The organism is Stenotrophomonas sp. SI-NJAU-1 (assembly GCF_020883215.1).
GTDB classification, from domain to species: Bacteria; Pseudomonadota; Gammaproteobacteria; order Xanthomonadales; family Xanthomonadaceae; genus Stenotrophomonas; species Stenotrophomonas indicatrix.
Window position 1 is genome coordinate 2,792,093 of record NZ_CP086598.1, and the last position, 12,917, is coordinate 2,805,009.

Below are 12,917 nucleotides of genomic sequence, written 5' to 3' on the forward strand. Positions count from 1 at the left end.
GTGCTGACTCCGTGGTGGCTTACGGCAGAACGCCCAGCAACTCGACGTCGAAGGTCAGGGTGGCATTCGGACCGATCGGACCACCCGGGGTGCCGTTCTCGCCGTATGCCAGTTCACCCGGGATCCAGAAGCGGTACTTCGAGCCGACCGGCATCAGGGCCACGCCCTCGGTCCAGCCCTTGATGACCTGGTCCAGACCGAATTCGGCCGGGCCACGGCCCGCGGAACTGTCGAACACCGTGCCGTTGAGCAGCTTGCCTTCGTAGTTCACGCGCACCTTGCTGGAGGGCAACGGACGCTCGCCACTGCCCGGACGGATCACCTGGTACTGCAGGCCCGACGGGGTGGTCACCACGCCCGGCTGGGTCTTGTTCTTGGCCAGGAACGCGTTGCCTTCCTGACGGTTGGTCTGCGCTGCCTGTGCGGCCTTTGCCTGCATCTCGGCCTGCTTGGCACCCATGAACGACTGGATGGTGGCAGTGGCATCGGCTTCGCTCATCTTCGGCTGGCCCTTGCTCAGGCCAGTGTTGATTGCGTCAAACAGCGAAGCGGTATCGATATCGTCCTTCAGCTGTGCCAGCGACGGACCCACCGAATAAGCACCGATCATCTGCGCGACCTTGACCCGATCGACCTTCGCCGGCTGCGAGCCCGGCGCGACGCCCGGCACCTGCTGGCCGCTACGGGCCATCACCACCTGGCGCAGGGCGGCATCGGTCGCCTTGGCCTGTTCCTGGGTGATCTGCGGCTGCAGGCCTTCGAAGGAACGCTCCACGGCAGTGCGCAGCGCGGCTGCATCGATTTCATCGGCGATCGGCGCGAACGACTTGGCCACATCCAGACCAATGGCGTAGCCGAGCTTCTGCTTGGGGGAATTCAAGGGTGCGGTCTCCTTGGCGGCCGAAGGAGCGGCCGGTTGTTGCGACAGGGCGACACCGGAAGTGCCCATCGCCAGAATCAGAACCGACGCCGCGGCGCCGCGCATTCCCATTTTCATTCGCTGCATTCCTGGAAGTGACTGGACGCCGACGTCGGCGCGAAAACACGTATTGTCGCACGCATGCCGTCGATGTCGAGGCATCCGTGCCGGCATTCAATGTGCGGCCGGTGCCGCCAGCGCCTTGTCGATGGCCGCTTTCAGCTGCGGATCATCCGGGGTGACCTTGCTGGCGAACTGGGCAATGACCGTGCCATCGCGTCCGACCAGATACTTGTGGAAATTCCACGCCGGCGCCACGCCGGTGGCGGCGGTCAAGCGCTGATACAGCGGCGTGGCCTGCGCGCCGGTCACGTGCACCTTTTCGAACATCGGGAACTTCACACCATAGGTAAGCGTGCAGAAATCCTGGATCTGCTTTTCGTCACCGGGCTCCTGCCCCTTGAAATCGTTGGACGGGAAGCCGAGCACGGCAAACCCCTTGCCGGCGTACTGCTTCTGCAGCGCTTCCAGACCCTCGTACTGCGGGGTATAGCCGCACTTGCTTGCCGTATTGACCACCAGCAGCACCTGCCCGTGGTAACGCTGCTGCAGGTTGACCTGCTGCTTGCCCGCCAGCGGCCGGTACGACAGATCCAGCAGATCGGCGGCCGAAGCGGCGGCCGACGTGGCCAGGCCCGCGGCCAGCAGGGTCAACAGGGACAGGCCGCGAAGGCGGCGCGAGGAGGCAGTCGACAAAGGCATGGGAGACGGTCCGCGGTAGCCATTCCAGGGGTCCGGCCGTGACCGGCCGGGAATCGGCCGAACTATAGCACCGGGGTCTGCACGTCTCTGGAGCGCATGCGTTGTCGCGCTTTGCACGGCGTGGCGGAAGCAGTCTGCCGCGCATCCCAGCCCGCTGCTGATGACATAGCATGGACATGACTGAATGGGAGGCCGACTGAAAACGCGCCTCCGCAGTTTCTCATTTTCGATGCATATCAAGCGGTTGAACGAATATTGCGGTGCTGTGACCACCCCTGCCATCAGTTGGGTGGGGGCAGGACTTGCACACAGGCGTGCCGGTGTTATAGTTGCATACAACACCAGTCACCTGAGACAGGGGGAACCATGAACAGCCGGATGCGTCGCAGCCTTGCCGCCCCCGCGGTCACCGCGGTATCAACCCTGTTCGTACTGGTCTGGCTGGCCATGCCGGCACCGCCGGCCGCGTCCTCCCCCACCCTCTCCGAAGACAGTACGCAGGACGCAGCAGCACCCACGGCAGGGAATGCCGCTCCTCCCCCTCCCCCGCGTCGGCTGCACAGCTCCCTGTCCATGCCGTATTTCTCGTTCGCACAGCCGCTGACCCCACGGAGCTGAATATGAGCGACATCCAGTGGAGCGACGGCGCTCCCATCTACCGCCAGCTGAAGGAACGCGTGATCGCCATGATGCTTGACGGAATCCTCAAGCCGGGCGATGCCCTTCCTTCGGTGCGCCAGGTGGCCGCCGATTACCAGCTCAACCCCATCACCGTTTCGCGCGCCTACCAGGAGCTGGCCGATGAAGGCCTGGTCGAGAAGCGCCGCGGGCTGGGCATGTTCATGACCGAACAGGCGGCCACGCAGCTGCGCAGCAGCGAGCGCGAACGCTTCCTCAATGAAGAATGGCCGGCCGTACTGGAACGCATCCAGCGACTGGGCCTGAGTCTCGACGAATTGTTGCCCCAGGGGAAATTCTGATGAATGCCAGTCCCACTACCGCTGTGCCAAGCGACGCTGTCATTACCGCCCGTGGCCTTCGCAAGGCTTACAAGAACACGCTCGCGCTCGACAACGCCAGCTTCTCCATTCCGGCAGGCCGCATCATCGGCCTGATCGGCCCCAATGGTGCCGGCAAGACCACCGCGCTGAAGGCGGTGCTCGGCCTGACCTCGGTGGAAGGCGAGCTGAGCGTGCTCGGCCGTGACCCGCGCGTTCACCGCGACGATCTGATGAACGACATCTGCTTCATCGCCGATGTCGCCGTGCTGCCGCGCTGGCTGAAGGTGCGTGAGGCGATCGACTTCGTCGCCGGCGTGCATCCCCGCTTTGATCGCGCCCGTTGCGAACGCTTCCTGGCCAACACCAAGCTGCAGCCGAAGCAGCGCGTGCGTGAACTATCCAAGGGCATGATCGTGCAGCTGCACCTGGCCCTGGTGATGGCCATCGACGCCAAGGTGCTGGTGCTGGACGAACCCACGCTCGGCCTGGACATCCTGTACCGCAAGGAGTTCTACCAGCGCCTGCTGGAGGACTACTTCGACGAGCAGAAGACGATCATCGTCACCACCCACCAGGTGGAAGAAATCGAACACATCCTCACCGACGTGATGTTCATCCGCGATGGTCGCATCGTCCTCAATGCGGAAATGGACGAAGTCGGCGACCGCTATACCGAGCTGCTGGTCGGTGCCGACCAGCTTGAAACCGCCCGCGCACTGAAGCCCATCGACGAGCGCAGCCAGGCCTTCGGCAAGACCGTCCTGCTGTTCGACGGGGTGCCACGCAGCCAGCTGGCCAGCCTGGGTGAAACCCGCAACGCCGGCCTTGCCGATCTGTTCGTCGCTGTCATGAAGGGGACCTACGCATGAATGCCGTCAACCATCCTGTCAGTCCCGCAGGCACCCTGCGCTGGCTGCTCAAGCGCGAATACTGGGAAAACCGCGGTGGTTTCCTGTACGCCCCGGTGATCGCCGGCATCGTCTCGCTGCTGATGAGCGGCATCGGCATCGCCCTGGGCCTGTTCGCCCTGCATCGTGCCGCGCGCGACGGCGGCCTGCACATCGACGGCGAGAGCGTGAACATCAACGGCCTGGATCTGGCCGTGCTGACCCGCGACATCAGCGCCAAGGACATGGCCGACCTGGGCAACGGCCTGGACCTGGCGATGGTACTGACCTCGTCCTGGCCGCTGATCGTGCTGGCCTTCGTGGTGTTCTTCTACTGCCTGGGCGCCCTGTATGACGATCGCCGCGACCGCAGCATCCTGTTCTGGAAGTCGCTGCCGCTGTCGGACACCCAGACCGTGCTGTCCAAGGTACTCAGTGCACTGATCGTCGCACCGCTCATCGCCATCATCGCGTCCAGCCTGACCCTGCTCGTTTTCATGCTGATACTGTGCCTGGTGGTGGTCTCCCACGGCGGCGATGCGATGCAGCTGATCGTGGGCCCTGCCAATCCGATGAGCCTGGTCATGGGCATGTTCGTATCCATTCCGGTGTACGCCCTGTGGGCGCTGCCCACCGCCGGCTGGCTGCTGCTGTGCTCGGCCTGGGCACGGAGCAAGCCGTTCCTGTGGGCGGTGATGCTGCCGCTGTTCGCCGGCATCATCGTCAGCACCACCAAGCTGATGCACCTGTTCGACCTGACCACCGGCTGGTTCTGGCAACACATCGTCGGCCGTCTGCTGCTGGGTGCGATGCCGGGAATGGACCTGCTGTACCGCGCCGGTGGCGGCGAATCCAGGCAGGATCTGGACTCGATCGTGGCGCTGATGGCGCCCTCTGCCCAGCTGAAGTCGCTGGCGATGCCCGACCTGTGGATCGGCGCGGCCTTCGGCGTGGCCTTCATCTTCATCGCCATCCGCCTGCGCAAGCGCGCTGGCGAAATCTGATCGTCAACCTGGAGGCACCACCCATGCGTTCCTTGATTGCCTGTACTGCACTGTTGCTGTTGCCGCTGTCGGCGCTGGCCGCCGATGCACCGAACTGCAAGTTCTCCGCGCCGCGCGCGTTGAAGATCGACGCGGCCGGTGCCAAAGCGGTGGTGTTCGAGATCAACCAGCATGACCTGAAAGTGGTCGCCAGCGCGGGTGGCGGCCAGCTCGAAGGCCGCGCGTGCGCGTCCAACAAGGACTGGCTGGACCAGCTGGTGCTGGACCAGCGCCGCGTGGGCGACAAGCTGGTGGTGAGCCTGCGCCGCGACAGCCGCGACGCGCTGTCGATGGGTAACAGCTACGCCTGGCTGGACATCCGTGGCAGCGTGCCGGACAACCTGCCGCTGCAGTTCAAGATCGGCTCGGGCGATGGCAGCATCGAGAACGCGCAGTCGCTGAGCATGGACGTGGGCTCCGGTGATGGCATCGCCCGCGGCACCCGTGGCAGCGTGCATGCCGCCGTGGGTTCGGGCGACCTGGACGTTGATGGCGCCGCGTCATTCAACCTGCTCTCGCTGGGTTCGGGCGACGTCAACGCCCGCAACATCGGCGGTGATGCCAGCGTCGGCACCGTCGGCTCCGGTGACCTGAAGGTGACCGACGTGCGTGGCAACGCGCGGCTGGATACCGTCGGTTCGGGCGACATCGGCTTCAAGCAGGTGCAGGGCAACGTCGAGGTCGGCGTGGTCGGCTCCGGCAACGTCGATATCGAGCAGGTCGGCGGCAATGTCCGCGTACGCAGCCACGGCTCGGGCGACATCGATGTCGACGGCGTGCGCGGCAACCTCATCGTCGAGCACAGCGGCAGCGGCGATGTCCAGCATCGCAACGTGTCCGGCACCATCACCCTGCCGCGCGGCAAGTAACGTCCAACCATCCGATCCGAGGGGAATGCCATGAGTCTGCTGCGTCTGCTGCCTGCTGCCCTGCTGTGCCTGCCGCTGATCGCCTGTGGCGACACGTCCAGCCCCGACAAGACCGCCGGCAAGGCGGTGGCCGAGACCGCGGGCGGCGTCGGCCAGACCGTCAAGGAAGCGATGGACGACGCCCGCAGGGAAATCGCCGAAGGCAACATCAAGATCTCGGCCGACAACCAGCCACGCGCGGAGATCACCCCGCAGGGACAGCTGCTGATCGGTGGCAAGCCGGTGGCGCTGGACGATGGCCAGCGTCGCCAGCTGCTTGATTACCGTGGCCACGTGGTGGCGGTGGCGATGGACGGCATGGATGTCGGCCTGGCAGGTGCCAAGCTCGGCGCCAACGCTGCCGGTGAAGCACTGAAGGGCATCTTCAGCGGTGACAGCGAAGGCATCGAGAAACGGATCAACGCCGAGGCCGCCAAGATCGAAGCGCAGGCCAAGCGCATCTGCGACCGCATGCCGGCCATGCTGGCCAGCCAGCAGGCCCTGGCTGCCTCGCTGCCGGCGTTCAAGCCCTACGCCACGATGGACCAGAGCGATGTGGACGACTGCGGCAAGGACACCGTCGTCAACCGCTGACCCCTGTGACAGATCAGCGCACCCGGCCGGCCGCGCACCTGCGTTGCCGGCCGCTGCGCCCCGGCGGGCTTACAATGGCAGCCCCGGATGCACTTCATCGAACCGCCATGAAAAAGCTGTTTCTGCTGCTGGCCGCCCTGCTCTGCCTGGGCCTGGTCGGCTGTGACCAGGACTACCGCAACCACCGCGCCGAGCGTGGCAAACCCAAGATATCCGTCAGCGAGAGCATCGTGACCGTTCGCCGCCAGCCGGCACCGAACATCATCATCCTGCCCGACGGGCAGATGAAGATCGACGAGATCCTGATCCCGCTCAACGCCGAACAGAAGCAGATGCTGCAGACGATGTTCGGCAAGCTGCAGGTGCTGCGCCAGAACACGCTGGTGGCCGCACCGGCCGACCCCGACATGCAGCCGGTGAAGATCGTGCCGCCGGAGGGCATGCAGGTGATTCCGCCGGACCTGGTGCAGACCATTCCCGAGTTCAAGGATTACACCGAGACCTTCGGCAACATCGTCGCCGACCGTCGCTGAAACGAACAACGCCGCCCTTCCGGGCGGCGTTCTTCTTTCTCGCCTGTGGTGGCTGCGGACCTCGGCCCGCACACCGTTCGATCAGCCGCCGGCACCACCGCCACCGGCCTGGATGCCGCCGGCCGTCAACGCGGCCGGATCCAGCAGGCGGCGCAGCTCGGCTTCGGCCAGGCCGCTGTCTTCCAGCGCCACGTCCAGCACCGGGCGCTGCTCCTTGTAGGCGCGCTTGGCAATCGCTGCGGCCTTCTCGTAACCGATGATCGGGTTCAGCGCGGTCACCAGGATCGGATTGCGCGCCAGCGCCTCGGCTACACGGTCCTCGCGCACCTTCAGGCCGGCAATGGCGCTGTCGGCCAGCAGGGTCGACACATTGGCCAGCAGGCCGATGCCATCGAGCAGGTTCACCGTGATCAGCGGCAGCGTGACGTTGAGCTGGAAGTTGCCGGTCTGGCCGGCCACGGTGATCGCCGTGTGGTGGCCGATCACCTGCGCGCAGGCCATCACCGTCGCCTCCGGGATCACCGGATTGACCTTGCCCGGCATGATCGAGGACCCCGGCTGCAGTGCCGGCAGTTCGATCTCGCCCAGGCCCGCCAGCGGGCCGGCGTTCATCCAGCGCAGGTCGTTGGCGATCTTGATCAGGGCTACCGCCAGCGCATTGAGCTGGCCCGACAGCTCCACCGCATCGTCCTGCGCGGCCAGGCCTTCGAACTTGTTCTCGGCGCTGTCGAACTTGAAGCCGGTCTGCTGCTTCAGCGCCTTGGCAACCTGTGCACCAAAGCGCGGGTCGGCATTGATGCCGGTGCCGATGGCGGTACCGCCCAGCGGCAGGCGGCGCACGCGCTTGAGGCTGTCCTCGATGCGCTCCTGGGCCGAGGCCAACTGCGCCGACCATGCACCGAATTCCTGTTCGAAGGTCAGCGGCATCGCATCCATCAGATGGGTGCGGCCGGTCTTGACCACCTTGCGCAGGCTGCGGCCCTTCCTGTCCAGCGTCCGGCGCAGGTGCACCAGCGCCGGCAGCAGCTGCTCATGGGTGGCCAGCACGGCCGACACGCGCAGCGCCGTGGGAATCACATCGTTTGAGCTCTGCCCCTGGTTGACGTGATCGTTCGGGTGCACCGTGGTCTTGCCGGCCTTGCCGGCGCGATTGGCCAGGGTGGCGATCACCTCGTTGGCATTCATGTTCGAGGACGTACCCGAGCCGGTCTGGTAGACGTCGATCGGGAACTGCGCGTCCCACGTGCCGTCCGCCACTTCAGCCGCGGCAGACTGGATAGCCTTGGCCACGGTCTTCGGCAGGTGGCCCAGCTCGGCATTGACGCCGGCGGCAGCGCCCTTGACCAGGCCCAGCGCACGGATGAAACCGCGCGGCATGCGCTGGCCCGACACCGGGAAATTCTGTACAGCGCGCTGGGTCTGCGCGCCCCACAGCGCGTCGGCAGGCACCTGCAGCTCACCCATGCTGTCGTGCTCGATCCGGAATCCCTTGGGGGCACTCTTGCTTGCAGCTTTGCTCATTGCATCAACTCCGCACTTCTTCAGTTGGGGAAAGGAAAGCGGCGGCTGGCAGGGTGTCGCTTCCCGGGCTGGCGGCTGCGACAACGATACTCCCTTGTCCGCAGCGTGGGATGGCGAGGACGGGCCAGATCGTTTCATCCGCAGGGCCGATTGAACGGGTAGCGCCGGGCCGCGCCCGGCGAGCGCGCAGCGCGGCCACCATCGGCCGGGCATGGCCCGGCGCTACCGAGCATGCGAAGGCCACGCGTCGTAGAATATCGGCCCCGCCGCTCGTCCCAGCCCTGCCGACATGTCCGAATCCGCCCTGCTCGCCCTGTCCCCGCTCGATGGCCGCTATGCCGGCAAGGTCGACGCCCTGCGCCCGATCTTCTCCGAGTACGGCCTGATCAAGGCCCGTGTCACGGTCGAAGTGGAGTGGCTGCTGGCCCTGGCCGCCGAGCCGGGCATCGTCGAGCTGGCCGCGTTCTCCGACGCTGCCATCGTCCGCCTGCGTGCACTGGCCAGCGGCTTCAGCCCGGCCCAGGCCGCGCGCGTGAAGGAGATCGAGCGCACCACCAACCATGACGTCAAGGCGGTGGAGTACTTCATCAAGGAACAGCTGAAGGACGATGCCGAGCTGGCGCCGGCGCTGGAGTTCGTGCATTTCGCCTGCACCAGCGAAGACATCAACAACCTCAGCTACGGCCTGATGCTGGAACAGGCCCGTCGCGAGGTGCTGCTGCCGACCCTGGACGGCATCGCCACTGCACTGCGCACGCTGGCCCATGCCCAGGCCGGCCAGCCGATGCTGTCGCGCACCCACGGCCAGACCGCCTCGCCGACCACGCTGGGCAAGGAGCTGGCCAACGTGGTCGCCCGCCTGGAGCGCCAGCGCCGGCAGATCGCCGCGGTTGAACTGACCGGCAAGATCAACGGCGCCGTCGGCAACTACAACGCGCACATCGCCAGCTACCCGGATGTGGACTGGCCGGCCTTCGCCGAGCGCTTCGTGACCGGGCTGGGCCTGGTGTTCAACCCGTACACCACCCAGATCGAGCCGCACGACAACATCGCCGAGATCGGTGATGCCGCCCGCCGCGCCAACATCATCCTGATCGACCTGGCCCGCGACATCTGGGGCTACGTCTCGCTGGGCTACTTCAAGCAGCGCCTGAAGGAAGGCGAAGTCGGTTCGTCGACGATGCCGCACAAGGTCAACCCGATCGATTTCGAGAACGCCGAAGGCAACTTCGGCATCGCCAACGCGCTGTTCGAGCATTTCAGCGCGAAGCTGCCGATCAGCCGCTGGCAGCGTGACCTGACCGATTCCACCGTGCTGCGCGCGCTGGGCACCGCGTTCGGTCACAGCCAGGTGGCGCTGGATTCGCTGGCCAAGGGCCTGGGCAAGCTGGAAGTGAACCCGCAGCGCCTGGACGCCGATCTGGATGCGGCGTGGGAAGTGCTGGCCGAGGCCGTGCAGACGGTGATGCGCCGCCATGGGCTGCCGAACCCGTACGAGCAGCTGAAGGCGCTGACCCGTGGCCAGGGCATCACGGCCGAGTCGATGCGCACCTTCGTGCAGGGGCTGGAGCTGCCGGCCGATGCCAAGCAGCGCCTGCTGGAGATGACCCCGGGCAGCTACACCGGCCTGGCCGAGTCGCTGGCGAAGAAGATTTAAGGGTTTTCCTTGCGGCGGCGGCCGCGGGCGCTGCCTGCGGCAGGCAACAGCAACAGCAACGGCAACGTCAAAAGCGGCTCTGAATTGCTGCGAGCTGGGCGGGGCGGGTTGGGTTCGCGGGACACGCCGTGAATCCATCCCTGGAGGCTCGATGGCGCCATCCATGGCGCCAACGGTCCCGCGAACCCAACCCGCCCCACCTCTGACAGATTCCCGGTGACGGATCGAAGAGCGTTGGGTTGTCGGGACGGAATTGAGAGAGGGACGCGGCTTCGCCGCGTCCCTCTTTGTTTATGGCGCAGGCAGTTGGAGCAAGCGCAGCGCGCGACCCGCTGTTGCCTTTGATTTTCTTCTTCCATTCCGTGGCGGGCCACGCGGGAAACTGTCAGAGGCCGGGCGGGTGGGCTGCGCGGGGGTGTCCGCGGCATGGATGCCGCGGCCAAGCTTACAGGGACGTACTTGCAGCGTCCCCCGCGCAGCCCACCCGCCCGGCCAATCCCAGCTTTTGCTTTCGACCCCCGCCACGAGGGGCTCAGCCGTTGGCCGGACCCCGCGACAAACCAGCACACGTGCGCAATCCCATCGAACGTCGGACAATGGAGCCCTTGGCGGCCCGCCACGCCGCCCCTCCCGCTTTCCGCTGCAAGGAACTCCCCCATGGCCGCCCGCAAGTCCTCCTCTCCCCTGATCGAAGTCACCGCCCGCCGCGGCCAGCCGCTGGGCATGGCACCGGCCACCTTCCTGCGTGACTTCTGGCAGAAACGCCCGCTGCTGATCCGCAATGCCTTCCCGGATTTCCAGACCCCGGTACAGCCGGAAGACCTGGCCGGCCTGGCCTGCGAAGAGGGCGTGCTGGCCCGCCTGATCGAGCATGACAAGGCCCAGGACAGCTGGCGCGTGCGCAGCGGCCCGTTCCAGGAAGACATCTTCCCCGCCCTGCCCGACCACGACTGGACCCTGCTGGTGCAGGACGTGGACAAATGGGACAAGGACGTGCGCGCCCTGATCGAACACTTCAGCTTCCTGCCGCGCTGGCGCATGGACGATGTGATGATCAGCTTCGCCGCTACCGGTGGCTCGGTCGGTGCCCATGTCGACCAGTACGACGTGTTCCTGCTGCAGGCCCACGGCCACCGCCGCTGGCAGATCGATGCCAGTGAATCGATCAAGGGCAAGCGCCCGCCGCTGGGCTTCCGCCCCGACGTGGAACTGAAGCTGCTGGAAGTATTCAAGCCGACCCACGACTGGGTGCTGGCACCGGGCGACATGCTGTACCTGCCGCCGAACGTGCCGCATCACGGCGTTGCCGAAGACCCGTGCCTGACGTTCTCGTTCGGCATGCGTGCACCGTCTTCGGCCGAGCTGATCAGTGACTATCTGGACACGTTGATCGCCGACGCCGACGAGAACATCCGCTACCAGGACGCCGACCTGAAGGCACCGGCCGACCCGAACGAGATCGACACCGTGGCGATGGCGCGGGTGATCACCGCGCTCAACGCCATCCGCATGAACGATCCGGACAAGCTGGGTGACTGGTTCGGCCGCTTCATCACCACCTACCGCGCCGCCGGCGAGGTGATGGCCCACCAGGCCGCGCCGCCGCAGGAAGAAGTGCTGGAGGCCCTGCAGTCGGGCCTGCTGCTGCAGCGTCACCCGTGGGCGCGCCTGGCCTGGCGCCGGGCCAAGCGCGGTGCCAGCCTGTATGTCAGTGGCCAGGACTTCGCCCTGCCGGTGAAGGACGCGCAGCGCCTGGCAGGTGCCGAGCAGCTCGACGCCGCCGCCTACCGCGGTCTGTCCGACAAGGGCCGTGCGGTGGTCCAGCAGTTGCTGGTCGGCGGCGTGTTCCAGCTGATCGATCCGAACGAGGTGTACGCCGACGAGGAGGAAGAGGTACTGGGTGAAGTGATCGAGGGCCGCGACCTGGTCGAAGCCACCGCCGAAGACGCCATGTCCGACGACGTCCATCTGGTGACCGTGCACGACGACGGTATTGAAGTGATCGTCAACTTCGATGACCACGATGAAGACGACAGCGACGCCGGCCGCGGTTGAGCCATGAGCCCGCTGCGGGTCCAGCAGGTCAGTCACGCCGAGGCCCACGTCGCCATCCACGACGTGCGCCAGCGGGTGTTCGTGCAGGAACAGGGCATCGACGCCGCCCTGGAGCGCGATGCCCTGGACCCGGTCTGTGCCCACGTGCTGGCGCTGGATGCCGACGGGCATCCGGTCGGCACCGGGCGGCTGGCGCCGGATGGCCGTATCGGCCGCATGGCGGTGCTGGCGGCGTATCGCGGCCACGGCATTGGCGAGGCCCTGCTTCAGGCACTGGTACAGGCCGGGCGCCAGCTCGGCCTGGCCGAACTGCACCTGCATGCGCAGCTGCGGGCACGCGACTTCTACGCCCGCCAGGGCTTCCTTCCTGATGGCCCCGAATTCGAAGAAGCCGGCATTGGCCACCAGCAGATGCGGCGCCGGCTACAGGCCGTTTCCGCCATCGACAGCCGCGCTGAAGCGGTGGCGATCACCACGGCGATCATCCACCGCGCCCGCCGTCGGTTGTGGCTGCACAGCCGGCAGCTGGACCCCGGCCTGCTGGACGCGCCACCGGTACAGGCGGCCCTGCGCCGCTTCGTCACCGCCCGCCACGACAAGCAGCTGCGGGTGATCGTGCATGACGCCGCAGCCATCGCCAGCGCCGGTGCGCCGCTGCTGGCGCTGTTCCAGCGCCTGCCCAGTGTGATCCAGTTCCGCGAGGTCGCCGACCCCATCGATCGCGCCCTGGCCTCGGCCTGCCTGCTCAATGATGCAGGCGACTTCTACTTTCGTCTCATCGGCCATCGCCTCGACGGCGAATCGGCAATCGCGCTGCCGGCACGTTCGCAGCCGTTCGAGCAGCAATTGCAGCGTGTCTGGGACCGTTCGCGCGAATGCAGCGAACTGCGCGCACTCGGCATCTGACCGCGACCGGTGCGCTCAACCTGTCTGGGACCGACACCGGGGGACGCCCGATGCCCTCGTCGCTGCCCCTTCGTGTCCGGATGGGGGTACAATTTGGCCGTTTGAACGCGCCCGTGCATGGCTATTCATCT

At 66.4% G+C, this 12,917-nt stretch carries 12 protein-coding genes; 9 read left to right on the top strand and 3 right to left on the bottom strand.

The annotated features are described in order from the left end of the window. Positions 1 to 19 precede the first annotated feature (19 nt). Both LMF57_RS12815 and LMF57_RS12820 read right to left on the bottom strand, forming a co-directional pair. Positions 20 to 997, bottom strand: a complete 978-nt coding sequence (locus LMF57_RS12815) for an FKBP-type peptidyl-prolyl cis-trans isomerase (RefSeq protein ID WP_229289999.1) — start codon at positions 995 to 997, stop codon at positions 20 to 22. Between the two features lie 96 nt (positions 998 to 1,093). Beyond that, entirely contained in the window at positions 1,094 to 1,681 is a 588-nt protein-coding gene (locus LMF57_RS12820) for a glutathione peroxidase (RefSeq protein WP_025876823.1), read from the bottom strand. Positions 1,682 to 2,301: 620 nt separating this feature from the next. On the opposite strand from LMF57_RS12820, the gene LMF57_RS12825 reads away from it, so the two are divergent. From LMF57_RS12825 to LMF57_RS12850, 6 genes are all read left to right on the top strand, one after another. Continuing rightward, positions 2,302 to 2,661: a GntR family transcriptional regulator gene (locus tag LMF57_RS12825; RefSeq protein WP_012511573.1), complete on the top strand. Its 360-nt coding sequence runs from the start codon at positions 2,302 to 2,304 to the stop codon at positions 2,659 to 2,661. Next, positions 2,661 to 3,551, top strand: a complete 891-nt coding sequence (locus LMF57_RS12830) for an ABC transporter ATP-binding protein (protein ID WP_032976317.1) — start codon at positions 2,661 to 2,663, stop codon at positions 3,549 to 3,551. The genes LMF57_RS12825 and LMF57_RS12830 overlap by 1 nt, the downstream gene beginning before the upstream one ends. Beyond that, complete coding sequence (locus tag LMF57_RS12835) at positions 3,548 to 4,573, top strand: hypothetical protein (RefSeq protein ID WP_208082563.1); 1,026 nt, start codon at positions 3,548 to 3,550, stop codon at positions 4,571 to 4,573. The genes LMF57_RS12830 and LMF57_RS12835 overlap by 4 nt, the downstream gene beginning before the upstream one ends. Positions 4,574 to 4,596: 23 nt before the next feature. After that, positions 4,597 to 5,481: a DUF2807 domain-containing protein gene (locus LMF57_RS12840; protein WP_117310787.1), complete on the top strand. Its 885-nt coding sequence runs from the start codon at positions 4,597 to 4,599 to the stop codon at positions 5,479 to 5,481. Between the two features lie 30 nt (positions 5,482 to 5,511). Further along, positions 5,512 to 6,114, top strand: coding sequence for a DUF2884 family protein (locus tag LMF57_RS12845; RefSeq protein WP_059064617.1), 603 nt, complete (start codon positions 5,512 to 5,514; stop codon positions 6,112 to 6,114). Positions 6,115 to 6,221: 107 nt separating this feature from the next. Beyond that, positions 6,222 to 6,647, top strand: a complete 426-nt coding sequence (locus tag LMF57_RS12850; RefSeq protein ID WP_093819044.1) for a hypothetical protein — start codon at positions 6,222 to 6,224, stop codon at positions 6,645 to 6,647. Positions 6,648 to 6,728: 81 nt separating this feature from the next. Here the strand turns inward: LMF57_RS12850 and LMF57_RS12855 are convergent, their stop codons facing one another. Then, complete coding sequence (locus LMF57_RS12855; protein WP_229290000.1) at positions 6,729 to 8,168, bottom strand: class II fumarate hydratase; 1,440 nt, start codon at positions 8,166 to 8,168, stop codon at positions 6,729 to 6,731. 289 nt (positions 8,169 to 8,457) lie between these two features. On the opposite strand from LMF57_RS12855, the gene purB reads away from it, so the two are divergent. From purB to LMF57_RS12870, 3 genes are all read left to right on the top strand, one after another. Next, a complete protein-coding gene (gene purB / locus LMF57_RS12860) occupies positions 8,458 to 9,825 on the top strand; it encodes an adenylosuccinate lyase (RefSeq protein ID WP_140225790.1) in 1,368 nt (455 codons plus the stop codon). Between the two features lie 657 nt (positions 9,826 to 10,482). Further along, on the top strand, positions 10,483 to 11,880 hold the full coding sequence (locus LMF57_RS12865; protein WP_229290001.1) for a cupin domain-containing protein: 1,398 nt from the start codon (positions 10,483 to 10,485) through the stop codon (positions 11,878 to 11,880). Between the two features lie 3 nt (positions 11,881 to 11,883). Continuing rightward, positions 11,884 to 12,786 (top strand): GNAT family N-acetyltransferase, encoded by a 903-nt coding sequence (locus LMF57_RS12870; RefSeq protein WP_229290002.1) that lies wholly within the window; start codon positions 11,884 to 11,886, stop codon positions 12,784 to 12,786. Positions 12,787 to 12,917 lie beyond the last annotated feature (131 nt).

Coding starts and splice junctions, on each gene's coding strand:
- LMF57_RS12835 (WP_208082563.1), top strand. CDS start 3,548: ATGAATGCCGTCAACCATCCTGTCAGTCCCGCAGGCACCCTGCGCTGG.
- LMF57_RS12840 (WP_117310787.1), top strand. CDS start 4,597: ATGCGTTCCTTGATTGCCTGTACTGCACTGTTGCTGTTGCCGCTGTCG.
- LMF57_RS12820 (WP_025876823.1), bottom strand. CDS start 1,681: ATGCCTTTGTCGACTGCCTCCTCGCGCCGCCTTCGCGGCCTGTCCCTG.
- LMF57_RS12850 (WP_093819044.1), top strand. CDS start 6,222: ATGAAAAAGCTGTTTCTGCTGCTGGCCGCCCTGCTCTGCCTGGGCCTG.
- LMF57_RS12870 (WP_229290002.1), top strand. CDS start 11,884: ATGAGCCCGCTGCGGGTCCAGCAGGTCAGTCACGCCGAGGCCCACGTC.
- LMF57_RS12825 (WP_012511573.1), top strand. CDS start 2,302: ATGAGCGACATCCAGTGGAGCGACGGCGCTCCCATCTACCGCCAGCTG.
- LMF57_RS12845 (WP_059064617.1), top strand. CDS start 5,512: ATGAGTCTGCTGCGTCTGCTGCCTGCTGCCCTGCTGTGCCTGCCGCTG.
- LMF57_RS12865 (WP_229290001.1), top strand. CDS start 10,483: ATGGCCGCCCGCAAGTCCTCCTCTCCCCTGATCGAAGTCACCGCCCGC.
- LMF57_RS12815 (WP_229289999.1), bottom strand. CDS start 997: ATGAAAATGGGAATGCGCGGCGCCGCGGCGTCGGTTCTGATTCTGGCG.
- purB (WP_140225790.1), top strand. CDS start 8,458: ATGTCCGAATCCGCCCTGCTCGCCCTGTCCCCGCTCGATGGCCGCTAT.
- LMF57_RS12830 (WP_032976317.1), top strand. CDS start 2,661: ATGAATGCCAGTCCCACTACCGCTGTGCCAAGCGACGCTGTCATTACC.
- LMF57_RS12855 (WP_229290000.1), bottom strand. CDS start 8,168: ATGAGCAAAGCTGCAAGCAAGAGTGCCCCCAAGGGATTCCGGATCGAG.